General features: G+C 43.4%; 17 protein-coding genes. 6 read left to right on the forward strand and 11 right to left on the reverse strand.

The window, feature by feature from the left end; all coding sequences use genetic code 11:
- Nucleotides 1-79 precede the first annotated feature (79 nt).
- Nucleotides 80-397, forward strand: a complete 318-nt coding sequence (locus PseudUWO310_RS13430; RefSeq protein WP_142602074.1) for an ArsR/SmtB family transcription factor — start codon at nt 80-82, stop codon at nt 395-397.
- A 155-nt stretch (nt 398-552) separates the two neighbouring features.
- Here the strand turns inward: PseudUWO310_RS13430 and PseudUWO310_RS13435 are convergent, their stop codons facing one another.
- The gene (locus PseudUWO310_RS13435; RefSeq protein ID WP_142602077.1) at nt 553-1,017 is read right to left on the reverse strand and encodes a DUF2214 family protein; all 465 of its coding nucleotides are present in this window, start codon (nt 1,015-1,017) and stop codon (nt 553-555) included.
- A 181-nt stretch (nt 1,018-1,198) separates the two neighbouring features.
- Here PseudUWO310_RS13435 and PseudUWO310_RS13440 point away from each other — a divergent pair, with 181 nt between their 5' ends.
- A complete protein-coding gene (locus PseudUWO310_RS13440; protein WP_142602079.1) occupies nt 1,199-2,440 on the forward strand; it encodes a hypothetical protein in 1,242 nt (413 codons plus the stop codon).
- A 57-nt stretch (nt 2,441-2,497) separates the two neighbouring features.
- The gene (locus tag PseudUWO310_RS13445; RefSeq protein ID WP_142602115.1) at nt 2,498-2,911 is read left to right on the forward strand and encodes a DUF2358 domain-containing protein; all 414 of its coding nucleotides are present in this window, start codon (nt 2,498-2,500) and stop codon (nt 2,909-2,911) included.
- Here the strand turns inward: PseudUWO310_RS13445 and PseudUWO310_RS13450 are convergent.
- From PseudUWO310_RS13450 to PseudUWO310_RS13465, 4 genes are all read right to left on the reverse strand, one after another.
- The gene (locus tag PseudUWO310_RS13450) at nt 2,908-3,708 is read right to left on the reverse strand and encodes a TlyA family RNA methyltransferase (RefSeq protein WP_142602081.1); all 801 of its coding nucleotides are present in this window, start codon (nt 3,706-3,708) and stop codon (nt 2,908-2,910) included. The two genes, PseudUWO310_RS13445 and PseudUWO310_RS13450, sit on opposite strands and share 4 nt — an antisense overlap.
- 293 nt (nt 3,709-4,001) lie before the next feature.
- Nucleotides 4,002-4,664, reverse strand: a complete 663-nt coding sequence (locus PseudUWO310_RS13455) for a TMEM165/GDT1 family protein (RefSeq protein ID WP_142602083.1) — start codon at nt 4,662-4,664, stop codon at nt 4,002-4,004.
- Nucleotides 4,665-5,234: 570 nt separating this feature from the next.
- Nucleotides 5,235-6,263 carry a 30S ribosomal protein S1 gene (locus PseudUWO310_RS13460; RefSeq protein WP_009628928.1) on the reverse strand — a complete coding sequence of 343 codons (1,029 nt, stop codon included), beginning with the start codon at nt 6,261-6,263 and terminating at the stop codon, nt 5,235-5,237.
- Between the two features lie 322 nt (nt 6,264-6,585).
- The gene (locus tag PseudUWO310_RS13465; RefSeq protein ID WP_142602085.1) at nt 6,586-7,938 is read right to left on the reverse strand and encodes a 16S rRNA (cytosine(967)-C(5))-methyltransferase; all 1,353 of its coding nucleotides are present in this window, start codon (nt 7,936-7,938) and stop codon (nt 6,586-6,588) included.
- Between the two features lie 288 nt (nt 7,939-8,226).
- On the opposite strand from PseudUWO310_RS13465, the gene mraY reads away from it, so the two are divergent.
- Entirely contained in the window at nt 8,227-9,330 is a 1,104-nt protein-coding gene (gene mraY / locus PseudUWO310_RS13470) for a phospho-N-acetylmuramoyl-pentapeptide-transferase (RefSeq protein ID WP_009628930.1), read from the forward strand.
- Nucleotides 9,331-9,409: 79 nt separating this feature from the next.
- Here mraY and PseudUWO310_RS13475 read toward each other — a convergent pair whose 3' ends face one another.
- The 5 genes from PseudUWO310_RS13475 to PseudUWO310_RS13495 form a co-directional block, all read right to left on the reverse strand.
- Nucleotides 9,410-9,862 carry a pentapeptide repeat-containing protein gene (locus tag PseudUWO310_RS13475; RefSeq protein ID WP_142602117.1) on the reverse strand — a complete coding sequence of 151 codons (453 nt, stop codon included), beginning with the start codon at nt 9,860-9,862 and terminating at the stop codon, nt 9,410-9,412.
- A gap of 530 nt (nt 9,863-10,392) precedes the next feature.
- On the reverse strand, nt 10,393-10,503 hold the full coding sequence (locus PseudUWO310_RS13480) for a photosystem I reaction center subunit VIII (protein ID WP_071590184.1): 111 nt from the start codon (nt 10,501-10,503) through the stop codon (nt 10,393-10,395).
- 108 nt (nt 10,504-10,611) lie between these two features.
- Nucleotides 10,612-11,085 (reverse strand): photosystem I reaction center subunit XI, encoded by a 474-nt coding sequence (locus PseudUWO310_RS13485; protein ID WP_009629213.1) that lies wholly within the window; start codon nt 11,083-11,085, stop codon nt 10,612-10,614.
- A 271-nt stretch (nt 11,086-11,356) separates the two neighbouring features.
- The gene (gene nth / locus PseudUWO310_RS13490; protein ID WP_142602087.1) at nt 11,357-12,013 is read right to left on the reverse strand and encodes an endonuclease III; all 657 of its coding nucleotides are present in this window, start codon (nt 12,011-12,013) and stop codon (nt 11,357-11,359) included.
- A 310-nt stretch (nt 12,014-12,323) separates the two neighbouring features.
- Nucleotides 12,324-12,995, reverse strand: a complete 672-nt coding sequence (locus PseudUWO310_RS13495) for a response regulator transcription factor (RefSeq protein WP_142602119.1) — start codon at nt 12,993-12,995, stop codon at nt 12,324-12,326.
- Between the two features lie 519 nt (nt 12,996-13,514).
- On the opposite strand from PseudUWO310_RS13495, the gene PseudUWO310_RS13500 reads away from it, so the two are divergent.
- Nucleotides 13,515-14,252: a phycobilisome rod-core linker polypeptide gene (locus tag PseudUWO310_RS13500; protein ID WP_142602089.1), complete on the forward strand. Its 738-nt coding sequence runs from the start codon at nt 13,515-13,517 to the stop codon at nt 14,250-14,252.
- A 436-nt stretch (nt 14,253-14,688) separates the two neighbouring features.
- On the forward strand, nt 14,689-17,370 hold the full coding sequence (locus PseudUWO310_RS13505; protein ID WP_142602091.1) for a PAS domain S-box protein: 2,682 nt from the start codon (nt 14,689-14,691) through the stop codon (nt 17,368-17,370).
- A 300-nt stretch (nt 17,371-17,670) separates the two neighbouring features.
- Here PseudUWO310_RS13505 and PseudUWO310_RS13510 read toward each other — a convergent pair whose 3' ends face one another.
- Nucleotides 17,671-19,368: an NAD+ synthase gene (locus tag PseudUWO310_RS13510; protein ID WP_142602093.1), complete on the reverse strand. Its 1,698-nt coding sequence runs from the start codon at nt 19,366-19,368 to the stop codon at nt 17,671-17,673.
- Nucleotides 19,369-19,374 lie beyond the last annotated feature (6 nt).

Consider the following 19,374-nt stretch of genomic DNA (forward strand, 5'->3'; position numbering starts at 1 on the left):
CTTAAACATCGACAGACATCAATATTGATGTCTGTCGATATATTGTCACGGAGATGCGATCCATGTCAATATAAATTTTATGAATCCAACTACCTGCTGTCCACCACTCCTAAAAAGCCACCTTAACTCGGATGATGCCATCTATTTAGCAGAGATCTTTCGAGTATTAGGCGAGCCAGCCCGATTGCAAATCCTCAGTCTGATTGCGGCTCAGTCTAGTCAAGAGGTATGTGCTTGTGAATTAGTTGAATCATTAGGACTAGCTCAACCCACGGTGAGTCACCATCTCAAAGTTTTGTATGGAGCGGGTTTACTCAGCAAAGAACGGCGTGGAACTTGGATTTACTATCGCATTTTGCCTGAAAAGTTAGCGATGTTACGAGATGCTTTGTCTTAACTAATACCAAGTTAAGAAATGGCGTAGCCATTTCTTAACTTGCAAACCCTTACTATTCCCTTCCCAGTGAAGATTAGACATTGCGACGCTTCGCGCCGCAATGCCTGATTCTTCACTCTACTTAACTAAAGTGTCGCAGAGCGACACTTTAATGATTAATGAAACCAGTTTGCGCCGATACCCCTTGCCATCATAGAGGCGAGAAGCGGAATTAAACTAAAACCAAACAGCTCCACATGAACGATGGTTCTGAGGATTTTGATTTTTTCTGGACTTACTTCGGGGGGCTTTTCCGCACGGAGATTTTTAATCCACATCAAGAAGGAAAAGGTGGGATATAACGATAACAAGCCAACTACAATAAATACGGATATTTTCATCCAGAAAACTGGCTGGTGGGTGTAATATTCAGCGCCCTTCTCGAAATATAAAACCCTTAAAATTCCTGTTGTTAGGACGGTAATCCCTGCTAGCCCATAGATACTATCGGCAATGAGAACTCGCCATCCTTCTTTATTGGTTAGATCTTGTTTGAGCGTAAATAATTCCGTCGATAAGCTGGCAAAAATTAGCCCTAGGCTCAAATAATGGAGATAGGCAGCGATCGCATTAGCCCACATAGAATCTTCCTGAAGTCAACAGTCTCAAGGTTACCATTACAATTGGGATTTACTTGGGACTTACTATGATTTACTGCAAAAAATGATGATAACCTGTGATATAAGTGAAAATATGTGAGATTTCGACTTTATTGATAACGTAGTCTCTCGATTACAACTTTAAGCCTAATTATGATTTGATATGGCTCCTCGGAAAAAATCGATAACGCCTAAGTATTTTGGTCAGGGGGGAGTTTCTGTCAAAATTCCTAGAATTGCATATACAGCTAATGCTCTGCGGTTTCAATCAGAGGAAGATTTAGAAATTTATATTGAAAATCACTTTGATGAACTTTTCCCTGATTTAGAGCTATTACAACGTCAATTTCGATTAAAAACTAATCGCTATGATTTACTGTGTCGCCATAAACAAACACGTCAAGCAGTTATTCTAGAATTAAAAAATGAAGAAGACCGCAGTATTATTTGGCAATTAGTTAGGTATAGAAAACTAATTATTGCTGAACGACCTTTCTCAGATCAAATAGATTATTCATGCCCTGTTGAGTTAATTGCGATCGCACCATCTTTTCATGAAGATAGCTGGATAGATAAAGAAGCCTGTAAGTTTGAAGAAAATATCAAATTATTGACTTTTAGTTTTGTGATTGAAGATAAAATTCTGGATCTAGCAGGACACAAGCACACTATTCCATATTCAATATCTGGGTTCTCTGATGAGCCTACACCAGAATTTGCTTTGATTTCTAGAAGTCTCTATCAAGAAGTTCCTGCCTTATCAAATTTCCTGAGTAACCTTGGAAATCAAGAATATCAAAATGATTTTTGGAATTTGCGAAATCTATTTTTAGCTCAACCAAAAGTGAAAGAAATTATCAATCCTTTGAGTAACAAAGTATTCTACGCCACAAGCACTAGAGAAGGCAGTAAAACTCTAGCAGAAATCAATATTTTAGATAGAAAAGTATTACTGTTTTTACATCTACCTATGTATCATTCTTCTTTGTCTTCTTCATCCTCTTATAGGTCAATACAAAATCCTATAAAATTAGGAAGATTCATAATAATATCTATCGAGAACTCTAATTTATTAAATCTTGATAGCCGTATAAATTATTTAGTGATACGTTCATCTGGAGGACTAAGTTTGAAAGAAAAAGAAAATGTATCTTTGGCATTTGAGAAAAATCGTTTAAAGTCAATTAGAGAAGGAATGCCAAAATGGATCATGGCTGAAGGTTATATATCTATATTAAGTTATACAGTTAGAGAACCTAAGAACCCTATTGTTTTTAAAGAGTTATATCCCGATTTAGTGTCTGCTAACCCTACAGGTTGGTGGCAAGAATTTCAAACTCAAGAAACTGATAAATTGGGATGGTTTGTAGATCTAGCGATTCGAGCTTGGCGCTATAAAATTTAGATTTATCCTATTTTGCACAAAGCTCAGCATACTTATTTTTATGAAAGGCGATCGCAAATGACCAATATCCTCGACATCATCAAGGCAGATTACGCAAAATTCCCTGAGGCGCAGACCTATAGCATCTATAACGAAGATGTTTATTTTAAAGATCCTGTCTATAACTTTCGCGGGATTAAGCAATATCAAAAAATGATCGGCTTTATTACCTTCTGGTTTAAGAATCTCCAGCTTGAACTCCATGATATTTCCCGTAGCGAAAACCTCGTTAAAGCTCGTTGGACAATGAGTTGGGATGCGCCCTTACCTTGGAAGCCTCGGATTAGTGTTACAGGTTGGAGTGATCTAACTGTGGATAAATTTGCAGATACCTTGGTCAATGGCGAAGGCGATCGCGAATTAATTATTTCCCATATTGACTATTGGGAATGTACCAAATTTGATGTGATTAAACAGCACTTTGTTTTCTAGTTTAAGCCTTTGGAAATTTCCAGAATGTTCTCAAAACTAGGGATAGGTATTTCTGAAGTGTGATCGCTCAGCCATAACCAATATTCATAATTGCCAGTCCGACCTTGAATCGGGGAAGGAGTCAAACCTTGAAATTGCCAACCTAAACCTTGAGCCGTCGCGAGAACATTGGCGATCGCCTCAGCCCTAATTTTGGGTTCGCGCACAATGCCATTTTTGCCGACTTGTCCCTTACCTGCCTCAAATTGGGGCTTCACAAGCAATAGCGTCTCACGGGGCGATCGCAATAAATTCCAGAGGGAAGGCAAAATTTTTGTCAGCGAAATAAACGATAGATCCAAAACCGCAAAATCGGGAACGATATCGCCATCGGCATACAAATCTTCGGGCGTAAGATGTCTTAAATTGGTGCGCTCCCGCAACACCACCCGCTCGTCGCTGCGAATTTCCCAAGCCACTTGCCCATAGCCCACATCAATACCATAGACCTTGGCGGCTCCCTGCTTGAGCATACAGTCCGTAAAGCCACCCGTCGAGATGCCGCCATCGAAACAAGTGCGATCGCGCAAATCCATGCCGAACTTAGTTAAGGCTCCCGCCAATTTTTCGCCACCACGGGATACGAAAGGGGATTGCTGCTTCACCAAAATTACAGCATCCTCTTTGACTTCCATGCCAACCTTATCAATCACCTGTTGATTGACCTGCACCCAACCAGCCCGAATGAACTTCTGAGCCTGCTCCCGCGATGGTGCAAGCTCCAAGTCAACTAATAAAACATCTAATCGCTTTTTCAAACCCTATCCAAACTCTCAAGCTTTAGCGCTGAGGTAAAAAATAATTTCATTAAAATAATTCCATTAAGTATCTAGGTGTAATTAAATATAAAACCCCAAAAGCTGTAGCGTACGCGCAGCGTGCGCTACAGCTTTTGACTCTGGTTTTTAATTATGCCCAGCTACTTAGTGATCTATAGCAATCCTAAATCATTTGTCTTTAGCTATGAAAGTTTTGATTAGGATAATTAATGGCGATGTGCTTTGCATCACCATTAATTTTTTGGGTTGGGAATTATTTAAACCCTTATATTTTAAACACCTTGAAAATAGGCAGCTACACCAAAAATAATAAATAAAACCCCACCGATCGCTGTAATTATCTGTTCGGAAATCCTACCTGCGATCAGACTACCACCAACTACAGCGATCGCCGTGCAGATCCCATGTCCCAAAATTGCGCCGAGGGTCACAAAAACTGGATTATAGGAAGCAGCTAGGGCGATCGTACTAATCTGAGTGCGATCGCCCCACTCGGCAATAAAGGTCATCACAAAAGCTTGCAACCACAGTCTTAGCCAAGAATATTTCAATAAAATATTTCTCAAAGACTCGCCAAAGACGGGAATAGAGGCTAAGGCATTAGGAGAGTCTTGGGTTTCTATAAACTCTTCTGCTTCGTGAACGATTTCTGCATCCGACTTTGCCGACATCTTGGATGCGTCATAAAGTAACTTCAATCCCAACACAAGGAATAAAACAATCTCACCATAGTGAATGTATATTTTGGGAAATAAAGCCATTACCTGTCCTAAAGCAACAGATAGCACCGTCATCAAGGCAAGCGCCGCAAACACAGCCGCAAATACCGTACGGTGCGGATGACGCATCGCCAGAATTACGGCAATAAAAAACGTCTTATCACCTAATTCAGAAATGGTGATCAATAATAAGCTTGCTGTAAAAGCGGTTAACACTCCAAAAAACTCCTTCAGGTGTCTGAAAAGTCCTGAATGAGCTTGAAGAGATACGCAAGACCTCACCAAGCTCACATCAGGTGTGAACTTAGTGAAAGTCTCGCTGCCAAGCTTTTACTTAAAAGTAATTAAAACTTGTTACTTGAACCAGGCGGTTAGCCAGTATGTTGACTCAAGTTGACTCACTTTTAGCTGAAAAACTTTGCTTTTTTGCTTTTGCTTTTTTGCTTAAAGTAAGTAGCTACTCCCTTTCATATAAATTAAGTTTACTATAGATCGATTCAAAAGATCCATGCAAAAAAACAGAGGTGGCGCAATGCACCATCTCTGTTTTTAAATCGATTTTTAAATCCATCTAATGCCAATTCACTGAAGTTATACAAAGTCACAAAATAGCGTAGCCATTTTGTGACTTTAAAACCCTTACTGGGTTTGGTTTTCAATTCCCAAAAGTGTAGCTACACTTTTGGGAATTGGTATAAGGTTTTGAGATTTCCCAAATGGCAAAAAACTAAAAGGAGTAGCGTGCGCTACTCCTTTTGATTCTGGTTTTTATGCCCAGTAATAAACTTAAGCTACAACTTCTTCCGTAGCTTCAGCTACGACTTCCTCAGGGATTTCAGGCTCTTCCATAGCATCAGGAACTTCATATTCTTCCTCTTCTACGGCTGCTACAGGGATTTCCATAACAGCAGGAGCAGCATTGAGTTGTTCGCGATACTTCGCAGCCATCTCTTCCGCCTTGGAGTAAACGAGTTGGGGATCTCTCACCATGTCGCCAGGTTCTGCTTCGAGTTGCTTGGTAGAGAGGGAAATTCTACCGCGTTCCGCATCGAGATCGATAATCATGACCTTCACTTCGTCATTGACGTTGAAAACGTTGTGAGGAGTTTCGATATGCTCGTGGGAGATTTCGGAAATGTGGAGTAGACCACTTACACCACCGATATCGATGAATGCACCGTAAGGCTTGATACCACGGACTACACCGATAACGACTTCGCCAACTTCAAGCTTGTTCATCTTCCGCTCGACGAGGGCGCGGCGATGGCTGAGAACTAGACGGTTACGATCTTCGTCCACTTCCAAGAACTTGAGTGGCAATTCCTCGCCCACCAATTCTTCCTTAGGCTTGCGGGTGCTGATATGAGAACCAGGAATAAATCCACGCAGTCCTTCAATTCTGACCAAAGCACCACCACGATTGGTCGCGAAAATAAGCGATCGCACGGTTGCGTCTTCTGCTTGCAACTGACGTACGCGCTCCCATGCTCTCATGTACTCGATACGACGGATCGAAAGAGTTAGTTGTCCTTCTTCGTTTTCGTCGGCGAGAATGAAAAATTCACGGGTTTCATTATTTTGTAAAACTTCTTCAGGCTGATCGACACGGTTAATCGACATTTCCTGAATCGGGATGTACGCTGCTGTCTTTGCACCAATGTCAATGAGTGCGCCTCTTGGCTCAATGCTGAATACGGTACCAGCAACGATGTCGCCAGGGCTGAAGTGATAGTCGTATTTATCTAAAAGCTTAGCAAAGTCTTCATGTGTGAAGCCGACATTGGTGGTTGTAGCAGTTTTTGCCCGATTGATCATAACTAAATTTTTCCTTGTTCCTGTTTTGAATTTATCTGGTTTCCTCCCAGAAATGTAAGAGCATTAGCCATTAAGGTTTTTGCGGTTTACATCCTACGCCTATTGATGTTGTTAATATGTTGTTGATATTTAGTAAAATGTATAGGCATAGGTTTGTAATCTTAGCATATTGAGGTTGGATCAATAAAGTATTAAAAATAATTTTTACTTTTTTACCTTATAGAGTCCACGTAAGGTTTGCTTAGGACAAAATTAAACCCCAAAAGAGGGTTGCCGCGCGGAGCGCGGCAACCCTCTTTTGGGTTATGTCCTGATACAGATGTTAGGCTCTTTTTTGTAGTTTAACCATGAAAAAACCATCCATATTGTGTTCGTGAGGCAAGACCTTTACCCAGCCGTGATCGCTTGCAAAATGAGCCGCAGGATTTTCGGCACTTGGTGGGACGATTTGCCAATCAGGATGATGCGTTAAGAACTGCTCGATCACCTCTTCATTTTCGGCACGATGCATAGTGCAGGTGCTATAGACGATGACACCATCTGGCTTAACCCATTGCATAGCCTGAGCAAGAATTTCCGATTGAGTTTTCGCTAACTTATAGGGTTCCTCGGGAGTTTGTCGCCAACGGGCATCGGCATGGCGGTGCAATGTCCCTAAACCTGAGCAGGGGACATCTAGTAATACGCGATCGCATTTGCCTTCTGGGATACCTGCAAATTCACGGGCATCCAATTCAATGGTCTGCACATTGGTGATCCCCAGACGAGCCACATTTTGTTCGACCTTTTTTAAACGACTTGCCAAACGGTCTAGAGCATAAACCTTGCCAGTATTTTTTAAGCGATCGCTGATATGCGTAGTTTTACCGCCAGGAGCCGCGCAAGCATCGACCACGATTTCATGGGGCTGGGGATCCAAGAGATAGGTAACTAATTGGGCACTGGCATCTTGGACTGACCACCAACCCTCTTTAAATTTAGGCAATTGACTGACCTCGCCCGCCCCTTGCCCCATGCGAATACCATCGGGAAGGTGAGGAATTGGTTCGGCAACAATGCCTGCTTCCGCAAAAGCGGCTAGGACTTGATCCCTTGTGGCATGGAGTAGATTGACCCGTAAATCAAGATGGGGAGTCTGATTAAACCAATTGCCAATATTTGCGATCGATTCTTGACCAAATTCTTTTTGCCATAGATCGATTAACCATTCAGGATAGCTATAAAAACTTGCGGGATCGCTGATATCGGCAAGAATATCTCCCTTCTCTTTCGCTCTGAGTATGGATCGCATTACCCCATTTGCAAAGCCAGACAGCCCTGCTAGCTTGTTTTCTTTAACTAGTTCTACGGTGGTATGAACGATCGCTGAGGCTTTGATGCGATCGAGAAAACATAGTTGATAGACACCAATCTGTAAGATTATTAATAGGTCTGGTGGTAATTTTGCGATTGGCTTTTGCGAGAAGTTTTGCAAAACTGCTTGCAGGGTTTTTTGACGGCGCGTACATCCGTAGACTAACTCCGTGATCAGACGGCGATCGCTTTCTAGGAGAGTGATGTTTGCTTGTCGAGCTTTTGAAAGCGTGCAGTCGAGCGCTACATCAGCATAGGCATTGCGTCTTTGGATTAAACGCAATGCTTCAAGTGCAATCTGTCGAGAATTTTTACTCGTCATCGGCAATTTAATGGCAACTTAATGGCAATTTAATAAAGTTAAAGGGCTATTTACAGAGCTATTTAACTGGGCTATTTACAAGGCTATTTACCAAGATTGACTTGGTTGAATCAAAGAATTATCAAAATTCAATGGTTGTACTGTAGACAAATGCGATCGTAATTTGGTATCTAAGAGCGTAGATTCGGGTGATCTTTAATCATCTGTACAAAAGCCGTAAAAAAGCTTCCGATCTAAAATTTCGATCTAAATAAAGTGTGATGGTTACTGTGGGTGTGAGGAGCGGCAATGGTTGATACTGGTGTAAGAGTTAGGAAAGCAAAATTTCCAACAGGAAGTAGCCTAGCACTTGGGTTGGCAATCGGTTTAATAAGTTTAATTGTTGGTGTCGATCTTTTCCTAAATCCTAATATAAGTTCAAAGCTATTACTGCCATTTACTTTAGGTGGTGCAGGAGTGGCTCTCTTAGGTTCGTTTGCAGTGCCTACGTTACGTCGCCTCAAGGCAGGGCAGGTGATCCGCGAAGACGGTCCCCAAGCCCATCTGAAGAAGCAAGGCACGCCAACGATGGGGGGGATATTCATTATACCCGTTGGGATCTTATTAGCGTTGGTATGGTCAGGATTTGATGGCAAGGTATTAGCTTGTAGCTTACTAACATTATCTTTTGCGTTTATCGGTTGGTTAGACGACTGGAAGATCCTGCGTCGCCACTCGAATAAAGGCTTATCTCCTCGAGCCAAGCTTTTACTCCAAGCCTTTTTTGCCGCTTGTTTTTGTGGTTGGTTAGTCTTAACCCAAGACTGGCAAGCGATCGCCACTATTAATTTGCCACTGCATCTGATGATCCCGCTTGGTGTGCTGTTTTTCCCACTAGCTTTATTTGTTTTTCTAGGTAGCAGCAACGCAACTAACCTTACCGATGGCTTAGATGGCTTAGCGGGTGGGACGGGAGCGATCGCCCTATTTGGGATGGCTTTATTGCTATTTCCGCAAAACAAAGAACTTGCCATTTTTTGTATGTGCCTGAGTGGTAGCTATCTAGGCTTTCTCTGGCATAATCGCTATCCCGCTCGCGTATTTATGGGGGATACGGGATCGCTAGCTTTAGGCGGGGCACTCGCCTCCACGGCGATTCTGGGCAACCTGCTCTGGGCATTTTTAATTGTCGGTGCAATTTTTATCTGGGAATCAATTTCAGTGATCGCACAGGTTAGCTATTACAAGGCAACTAAGGATGAAACTGGTATGGGCAAACGGCTGTTCAAGATGGCCCCTTTTCACCATCATCTAGAGCTAAGTGGCTGGCACGAGTTGCATGTCGTCCGATTCTTTTATTTAACGGGTGGGTTTTTAGTGGGCGTTGCGCTTTTGATCAGTAAAATTCCATAAAATTATTTTCCTAATGACTTATTTTTCTAATGACTAAGGATGCGACTAAAAATCCCTACAGGGCTTTTTAGTCGTATCCTTAGTCACATTCTAGGGATTCTCTTGTGTTAATACCTGTCTTGGCGTTAATGCCTTTTGCCTTAGAGCAGAGCCATTTACGCTGTGCGCCATCCATAATGGCATCGGTAAAATCAGCACCATCTATATTCACAAAATCAAAGGTACTCCGTAACAGGATGGTCTCTACTAACAGGGCATTACTGAGATCGGCTCTCGCAAAATCAGCTTGATCTAGTAATCCCCCAGAAAAATCCGTACTTTTCAGGTTTGCTTTGCGTAAAATTGAAGCGCTAAATACCGCCCCACGCACATCGGCATTTTCAAAATTTGCTCCCTCCATATTGGCATTCGCAAATCCCGACCCGACGAGATTCCTGCCTGAGAAATCCCTATTTTTTAGTTGAGCATGGCTAAAGGACAGGGTTTCTGCTTGAACAGGCTGCGGTAAAGTTAAAAAACAAGCGATCGCCATAGTCATGGCGATCGCTAGATATAGAGACAATCTCAAAAATGAACTTAAAAAATTTTTTAAAAATAACATAAGTATCTGGGTGCAATTAAATATAAGCCCCAATAAACTGTGGCTCATGTGTGGCTTGTCCCATAGTTTTTGACTATAGATTTTAATTATCCCCAATTATACCAATTCCCAAAATGGCAACGCCATTTTGGGAATCTCAACACCTTACTGAGTTTGGTTTTTATAGCTGTCGCCAAGTGTACTGGGACATAAAACCCAAGAATTAATTGGCGGCGCAAAGCGCCGCCAATTAATTCTTGGGTTTTATGTCCTAATTTAAGTGACTGTAGCTATACTTCACTTCACAAAAGATGGGATTAGACATAAAAAATAGGAGCGGATTACGCTCCTATTTTTATGTTTCAGGGCGATCGCCCCGAATCTATGGGATATGTAATTAAGAATAAAATACGAAGGACGAGTTGATAACTTGGGAATTAGGAAGACAACCTAATTTGCAAATGGGATAAATTTAATTCCCGTTAGTTCTCGATGTAGTTGAGAAGTAGCCCCATGGTGGCGATCGGGAGGATTACACCAATGAGAGGTACGAAAATGAACGAAACGTAGTAGTGAGCGTAGTATCCAGTCATGGTTGTGGTTGTCCTTGAATAAGATATAAATTTTAAAGACAGGGGAATTTGGCGCAAATTATTGGCATAAATTAATTTAACTTTGGCGAGCCTAAAGTTAAGATTAGCTTAAGACCAAAGTAAACCAAGGAACTTCTGCATTGGCTCAAGGTAGTTGAGGAAGTATGCAAACGCAGCACCACCAGCACCACCAAGCAAGAAGCTGCTAGCGAATTCGCTCCAGCCAGCAGGAGTATTCAATTCCGCAGGAGCTTCTAGAGCCGAGCTAGACTGTAGTTTGGTAACAGTTTGACCATGCAGCGACAAACCAACGGTCAATAGGACTACGGCGGCAACGGTTGCCAATAGCCCTGCAAGGCTTCCCAATTCGGTATTTCTCAAAGGACCAAGCAAAGCAAAAGGTCCATAGATGAAATAACCATGTGCCATACCGATTTCTAGACCACGACGGCTAGCCGATAGTCCTGGACGATAAGCAGGGAGATTACCGATGAAGGCCTTGACGATCGCTGAATCGCTAACTGGTGTAGACAAATTCCCTAGTTGGGGATCGTTCTTGAAGGGTTTTACAAAATCTGTCATAAGTCTTTATTAAGTTAAAGATTGCAGGGAGAATTTTGTCTTCATTTTAGGGAATAAGCGCGGATGTCACTGCATAAAGGGGGAGTATCTTTAGAAAACTTCACAGATTTCAACCTAATAACTAAGTAGCTAAGCATAAGTAAACTTAAAACCAGAGAGCATACCGCCCGCGTAGCGGGCGGTATGCTCTCTGGTTTTATTAATTTTAAGTAAAAGCCTCAATACCTCAATAAAAGATTCGTGACAGCGCAAAGCGTCACGAATCTTTTATCTAGGCTTTTGGTGCAGAAGGACATAAATCGGCAAGTTCACAGCGATCGCAAGCAGGCTTGCGGGCATTACAGATGGCGCGACCGTGGTAAATAATGCGGATCGACCAATTTTCCCAGTCACGTTGGGGCAACATTGCCATGAGGTCGCGTTCGACCTTGAGTGGTTCCTCAAATTTTGTAAGTCCCAATCTCTTAGTAAGTCGCTTGACATGGGTATCGACGGTCACGCCTGCATTAATCCCATAGGCATGAGCTAAAACCACATTAGCGGTCTTCCTAGCCACTCCTGCTAACTTAAGGAGACTATCCATCGTATTCGGGACTTTGCCATCAAAGTCGCGGACGATCATTTCACAGGCACTTCTAATATTTTTAGCTTTATTGCGATAAAAGCCCGTCGAATGGACTAATTCCATCAGCTCATCCAGATCGGCATTAGCTAAGGCGATCGCATCAGGAAATCTGGCGAATAGTTTCGGAGTGACCATATTCACTCGCTCGTCTGTGCATTGCGCGGAAAGAATTACCGCCACCAAAAGCTGTACAGGGGTTTCGTAATCCAGCGAACAAGTCGCATCGGGATAAAGACGTTTGAGGCGAATCAGAATTTCGTTAGCCCGAATTTTTTTAGATGACCGCTTCGTAATAATGCCCAATGGAGATACCTTCCTTGAGAGACTACTGTAAGAAACGTAATTAGCTTAAGAAACGTAATTAGCTTGAGTAGGCTCGCAATACTTAATAATACTTAATGTGATAGCTGTCGCCAAGTATAGCAACATAAGGTTTGCTTAGGACAAAAGATGAGTGGCGGCGCTTTGCGCCGCCACTCATCTTTTGTCCTCTTGGTTCTGAATTATAGCTGCCACCAGTTTTGTTAGGACAAAATCAAAACCTCAAAGAGAGTTGCCGCGCGGAGCGCGGCAACTCTCTTTGGGGTTATACAGTTGGCGGCAGCTATATGTCCTAATGATTGAGCCGATAGCCCATGCTGTGCACAGTCTCGATCAAGTCTTCCTTAGCTCCTGCGGCTTTAAGCTTTTGGCGTAACCCGCGAATATGAACTTTCACGGTATGCTCTTCTGGTGGTGACTCCAAAGACCAAACTCGCTCGATCATGACACTGCGGCTTAATACCCGCCGACCATTGCGTAATAGCAATTCTAAAAGGGCATATTCCTTTGGGGTTAAATGGATGGGATTGTCTCCATAGACTACTTCGCAGGTACTGGGATTAAGCTGTAATTCCCCCCATTCCAAAATTGGCGAGCCACTCAAATTTCCTCGGCGCAAGAGCGCACGGATTCTCGCAAAGAGTTTTTGTAAATCGACGGGTTTAACAATATAGTCGTCGGCTCCCACATCTAGCCCATTAATCTCATAATCGATCGTGTCGCAGGCTGTCAGCATGAGGATCGGTAAGCGATAACCATGCGATCGCAGGCGGTGACAAAGACTAAGCCCATCTAGCTCTGGCAACATCAAGTCCAGCAAGAGCAAATCATAATCCATGGATCTAATATGCTGCCACCCAGTTTCTCCATCTGTCGCGATGTCAACAACATAACGCTCGTCAATTAGGGCTTCTGCCAAAGTTTCGGCAAGACGTAGATCATCTTCAACTAAAAGAATCCTCATATCACGGATTTTGGGGGCAGCGACTGTCATGATTTTACAAAAGGTTGTCTCCAAACTTACCGATCGCCATGATGAAAGTTGTTATAGAGGGATGTGGCGCGAAGCGCCACATCCCTCTGTCCGATTTTTTGCGTTCAAATCCAACCCAAGAAAATCCCTGAAAGTTTTGCTTTGCAAAACTTTCAGGGATTTTCTTGGGGTTCTTTCAATCAAAAATTGTTGGAACATACTCCCTTCCCAGTCAAGAAATAGCAGCAGCTAATACCACAGATTGCAGTTATCTATTTCAAATAAATACAACGAAATATCAAGATTTATTTATTTGAAGCAATCTTTCCGTTTTCTTTACAATTTACTGACCTGTTTCCTTACTTTTGACATGGGAATATCTAAGGCTAAGTAGCTAAGCATAAGTAAACTTAAACCCTAGAAGAGCGTACCGCCCGCGTAGCGGGTGGTACGCTCCTTAGCTCCTTAGAAACATTTTAGAAAAATTAATTCCCTTTAAAAATCACCTATATGGCAATCTCTCTTTTAGAGTACAATCCCCTATCTCAAAATCAGCGTGTTTCAGGATTTGAAATCCCTAATGACGATCTTCCTCGGATTTATACTACGGATAATCTGCTTACTGACAATGAGCTAGATACGTTAATGATGGCAGCCTATCGCCAAATCTACAACGAGCAACAGATGCTATCCAGCCACCGTCAATTATGTTTAGAATCGCAATTATGTGCGGGGCAAATTACGGTTAGAGGTTTCATCCGTGGTTTACTACTGTCTGATTCTTTTAGAAGACTAGTTTTTGAATGTAATAATAACTATCGCTTTGTGGAGATCTGTATTCAGCGCGTTTTGGGGCGTAATGTCTATGGCGATCGCGAAAAGATTACTTGGTCAATTGTGATTGCCACTAAGGGAATCGAAGCCTTTATTGATGCATTACTCGGTAGCGATGAATATCTCAATAACTTTGGTGATAGTACCGTTCCCTACCAGCGTCGTCGGATTTTACCCAGTCGGACTAAGGGAGAAGTGACCTTTGCCCATACAACCCGTTATGGATCTGACTATCGCGATCGCTTGCCCAAGCAAGTCTTTAAGGGAAATAAAGGTGCGGCAAGGCTAGATTATCTCCGTTGGGAATGGCAAAAGAGCCAACCTGCTATCATCGGTAAAATTGGGGCTGGCTTTGTATATGCTGGAGCGGGATTTGTCGGTATATTGATCTTGGCAGTTTTCTTAGGCTTTTAATTTTTGCGATGTATAGTGATTTTCCCATGGGTGTATATTCATGGGAAAAATAAAAAGTCAATCTTACTCCTTTCCCACCAAAGAAACAGATATCACAAGCCAAGGATTAGTGTAGCGGCGCTTCGCGCCGCTACACTAATCCTTCACAAGCCAAGAATTAGCATAGTGGATCTTCGCATCGCCATGTCTAATCCTTCACAAGCCAAGAATTAGCGTGGTGACGCTTCGCGTCGCTATGTCTAATCCTTCACAAGCTAAGAAATTAACGTGGTGGATCTTCGCATCGCCACGTCTAATCTTTCACTAGCTAAGAAATTAACGTGGTGGCGCTTCGCGCCGCCATGTCTAATCTTTCACTGGGAAGGGAGTAGCAAGGTTTTGGATTTTTCATCTCGCCTACTTTTCATTGCGCCGACTAAGTAGTTCAGTGTTGATTATGACCAGTTTTTTTGTGATTGGAACTTGCTTTAGTTTGCTTTTTGTATTGGCAATTGCCACCTTTTTGGTAAAAGAAAGAAAACGCCGCTATCGCACAGAGAAATTACTAATACAGCAAAGCGATCGCGAGCGACTGGTCACCCAAATTGCACTCCAAATCCGTCAATCCCTTGATCTCGATCGCGTCCTATCCACGACGGTAAGAGAGGTGCAGCGATTTTTACAGGCGGATCGGGTCTTGATATATCGCCTGTGGTCTGATGGAACGGGCAGCGCGATTCATGAAACGGTCTTACCTCCCTATCCCAGCATTCTGGGTCAGGTATTTCCTGAAGAGGTCTTTCCTGCGCCATACCATCGCGCCTATTCTCTGGGTAAAATTCTGACGATCGCTAATGTCGAACAATGTGAAATGGAAGTTTGCTTGAGAGACTTCGTGAAGCAATTTGGGGTGAGAGCAAAATTAGTAGTGCCCATCATTCAAGAAAATCGCGATCGCTCACAAGCTCAGTCACAGGATTGGGAAAGCCCCGATCTCCATCAGACATACTCTTCAGATCCCCATCTTTGGGGCATATTGATCGCCCATCAATGCAGCCAATCGCGGACTTGGGAACCCATCGAAGTGGAATTAATGAAGCAACTTGCCACTCAGGTAGCGATCGCTATTCAACAATCAGAGCTTTACAAACAACTTCAAGAAATTAATACCCAACTGGAGCAAAGGGTTCAACAACGAACAATAGAACTTGCTAGTGTTAATACTTCCCTTCGGGCGGAGATTCTCGAACGACAACGAACGGAAATCGCCCTAAGACATACTAATGAGACTTTACAGGCTCTGGTCAATGCATCGCCTCGCGCCATTTTTATGCTGGATCTAGAGGGAAAAGTTAAAATTTGGAACCCCGCAGCCGAGCAAATGTTTGGCTGGAAGGAAGCGGAGGTAATCAACCAGCCTAGCCCGATTCGTTTAGACGATCGATTGGATGATTGTTTAGAGGATTGCACTACTCTGCAAAATAGCGTTCTCCAAGGGAAGACCTATACGAGAGTAGAACTGTCTCGCCCTAAAAAGGATGGTTCAGAAATCGATATCATTTTTTCGGCGGCTCCCTTGACTGACGTTAACGAACAGATCGGCGGAATCGTTGCGGTGATTGCGGATATCACCGAGCAGAAGCGACAGGCTGAACAAGTGCGCTTATTACAGTCAGTCGTCGTCAATACCAATGATGCGGTAATCGTCACAGAAGCGGAAACCATCGATGCTCCAGGCCCTCGGATTCTCTATGTCAACGAAGCCTTTACCCGCATCACAGGCTATCAGCCCCATGAAGTTCTCGGAAAAACACCTCGGATTTTGCAGGGTGTAAAGACCGATCGCACAGAATTACAAAAAGTTCGCAAAGCTCTTTTAGCTTGGGAATCCGTCACCGTTGAAGTAATTAACTATCGTAAAGATGGCTCAGAGTTTTGGAATGAATTTAGTCTCGTTCCCGTCGCTAATTCTAAGGGTTGGTACACGCACTGGATTGCTGTGCAACGCGATACAACTGAGCGAAAACAAGTCGAACAGGCTCTACGCCATAGCGAGCAAAGCTTCCGATCGCTGATCGAAAATGCCCTAGACATTATCATGATCATTGAACTAAGTGGGGCTATCAGTTATGTCAGTCCTTCCGTCGAAAAAGTCTTAGGTTATAGTGTTGCCGAGATGGTCGGCGCGAAGATACAGGATTTCGTTCATTGTGATGATTGGATGATTACGCGCGATCGCCTTACCAATATTGCCCCCCATCCTGACCTACAGCGTCAGATCGAGTTTCGTCATCGTCATCAAGATGGAACTTGGCGAATTCTGGAAGCTATCAGTCAGCCATTTGTTGATAGTGCTGATACGCTCCTTGTTATGGTCAATGCTCGCGATATTACCGAACGCAAACGACTCGATGAAACTCGCCTAGCCCTAGAACGCGAAAAAGAACTCAGCACCCTAAAAACTCGATTTTTCTCGATGGCATCCCATGAATTTCGCACGCCCCTAAGCACGGCTCTAGCGGCGGCACAGGTACTCGAAAACTCTCCCCATGAGTGGGACAACACCGAGAAACGCTTGCGGAACTTACATCGAATTCAAGATGCAGTGAGGAATATGGTGCAGCTCCTTGATGATATCTTGACGATCAATCGTGCTGAGACGGGAAAATTAGCTTTTAATCCGAAATCCCTATCCCTTGAAGCCTATTGTCGGCATTTTGTTGAGGAAATGCAACTCAATGCAGGCAATCATCACAACCTGACCTTCAACTGTCAAGGTAATTCTCAAAATGTCTATCTCGATGAAAAATTATGGCGATCGCTTCTTGCTAATTTACTCTCTAATGCTATTAAATACTCACCGCAGGGCGGCGATATTTCTCTCGATCTAGAGTTTCAGCTAGATCGCATAATTCTCACGGTTGCAGATCGAGGTATTGGCATTCCCCTAGAGGATCAAAAGCAATTATTTGAACCATTCCATCGAGGTAAAAATGTAAAAACGATCTCTGGTACTGGTTTAGGACTTGTCGTTGTCAAGAAATGTGTAGATTTACATCAAGGAACAATTGAGATTAAGAGTGAAGTGGGATTAGGCACAATTTGCAGAATCGCGATTCCCATGCAATTTTATAATTAAGTAGCTAGGCATAATTAAAAAACAAAACCAGAGAGCGTACCGCCCGCGCCGCGGGCGGTACGCTCTTTATGCCTAGCTACTTAGCTCAGCATATGATTTTGTTGGGCACTGGTCAGTTAATGGGGGATGGATTCTGAAATGTCCATTTCATGCCAGCAAAAAAAGCGCAAATATGTCGATCACGCTTTATTGCGGTTTTCAAATGAGTGCGTACTCATTTGAAAACAAAAAACAATTCTAGTAAGGCTATTGCAGTTTTCATTTTGCCGTAGGCAAAATGAAAACTGCAATAGCTAACCATTACCGTTGACTGGCGATTGGCATTCTCCAGCCAGAGCCAAAGGCGCGATCGCTTATTTTGAGTCCGGGGGCGGCTTGGCGACGTTTGAATTCAGCGATTTTGACTAAACGAATTACGCGATCGACGATCGCGCGATCGTGCCCCAAGGCGACGATTTCAGCCGCAGAAAGATGTTGACTGATGAGCTTGTGTAAAATGTCATCGAGAACATCGTAGGGAGGAAGGGAATCGCGATCGAATTGATCGGGCTTTAGTTCGGCGCTAGGAGGCTTAGTAATAATATTTACGGGAATAACTTCTGCTTTTCCCTCTTTAATCGCTAGAGGCGAATTGGTGAGATTGAGCCAATTACAAAGCGAAAATACCCGCGTTTTGGGCACATCAGCGATCGCCGCCAGTCCTCCATTCATATCTCCGTAGAGAGTACAGTAGCCCACCGATACTTCCGATTTATTACCCGTTGATAGCAATAAATGACCAAATTTATTGGATATCGCCATGAGCAAACTACCACGTATCCGAGATTGCAAATTCTCTTCCGTTACATCACTCGCCCGATCTGTAAATAATGCTGACAAACTCTGCTCGAAGGACTCCATCATGGGTTGAATTGGAATCGTTTGTGTCGAAATTCCCAAATTATGTGCCAAGGCGATCGCATCCGTAATGGAATGCTCGGAACTATAGGGAGAAGGCATGAGTACGCCCAGCACATTCTCTTTGCCGATCGCTTCGGTAGCGATCGCCGCAACTAACGCCGAATCAATACCGCCACTCAGCCCAATTACCACTTGACGGAATCGACATTTCTGCACGTAATCGCGAACTCCCAACACCAAGGCAGCAAAGATCTCGGCATCATCACTTTCATACATAGAAGAAGAAGTATCCGCACCTTCTTCGAGATCCACGATTAGCAAATCCTCTTCAAAAGCCTTAGCGCGAGCAATTATTTGTCCTTGGCAATTAAATGCCATGCTGCGCCCATCAAAAATTAGATCGTCATTTGCCCCCACCTGATTAGCATAAATTAATGGCAAGTTATGGACGATCGCACTATGGCTGAGCATCGCTTCACGCAACTTCTGTTTGCCGATCGCATAGGGGGAAGCCGATAAATTGAGCAACAAATCAACTTCCTTCTGCGCTAACTCGGCAACAGGATCGTCGATATAGTTGCGCTTATCCCAAAACTTTGCATCGTTCCAAATATCTTCGCAAATGGTGACCCCAATCCTTAGCGATCGCCCTCCTTGGCAATGGAGCGTAAAAACTTGACTCCCAGTCCCCACGGCAAAATAACGATCCTCATCGAATACGTCATAGGTTGGCAACAAGCGCTTGTGAAAAGTTTGCTGAACTTGACCACCCTGTAACAGAGCTGCACTATTAAATAAGGGTTTGCCCCCTGCGCGATCGGCCTCGGGATTGGTGGAAACAGTTCCCACGAGTACCGCAACATCATGGGGGAGTTTACTGGCTAGATCTGCGATCGCCCTGTCTAGATCGCGCACAAACTGCTGGTTCATCAACAGATCGCGCGGAGGATAGCCACAGATCGACAATTCAGGTGTCAGCACAAGCTGCACCCCTTGGGCTGCTAATTTCTGGACAGCGATCAATAAGCGATCGCAGTTCCCGACCAGATCGCCGATTATCGGATTAAGTTGCGCGATTCCAAAAATTGCAGAAGACATAGTATT

Source organism: Pseudanabaena sp. UWO310, from assembly GCF_006861605.1.
In the GTDB taxonomy this organism is placed as follows: domain Bacteria; phylum Cyanobacteriota; class Cyanobacteriia; order Pseudanabaenales; family Pseudanabaenaceae; genus Pseudanabaena.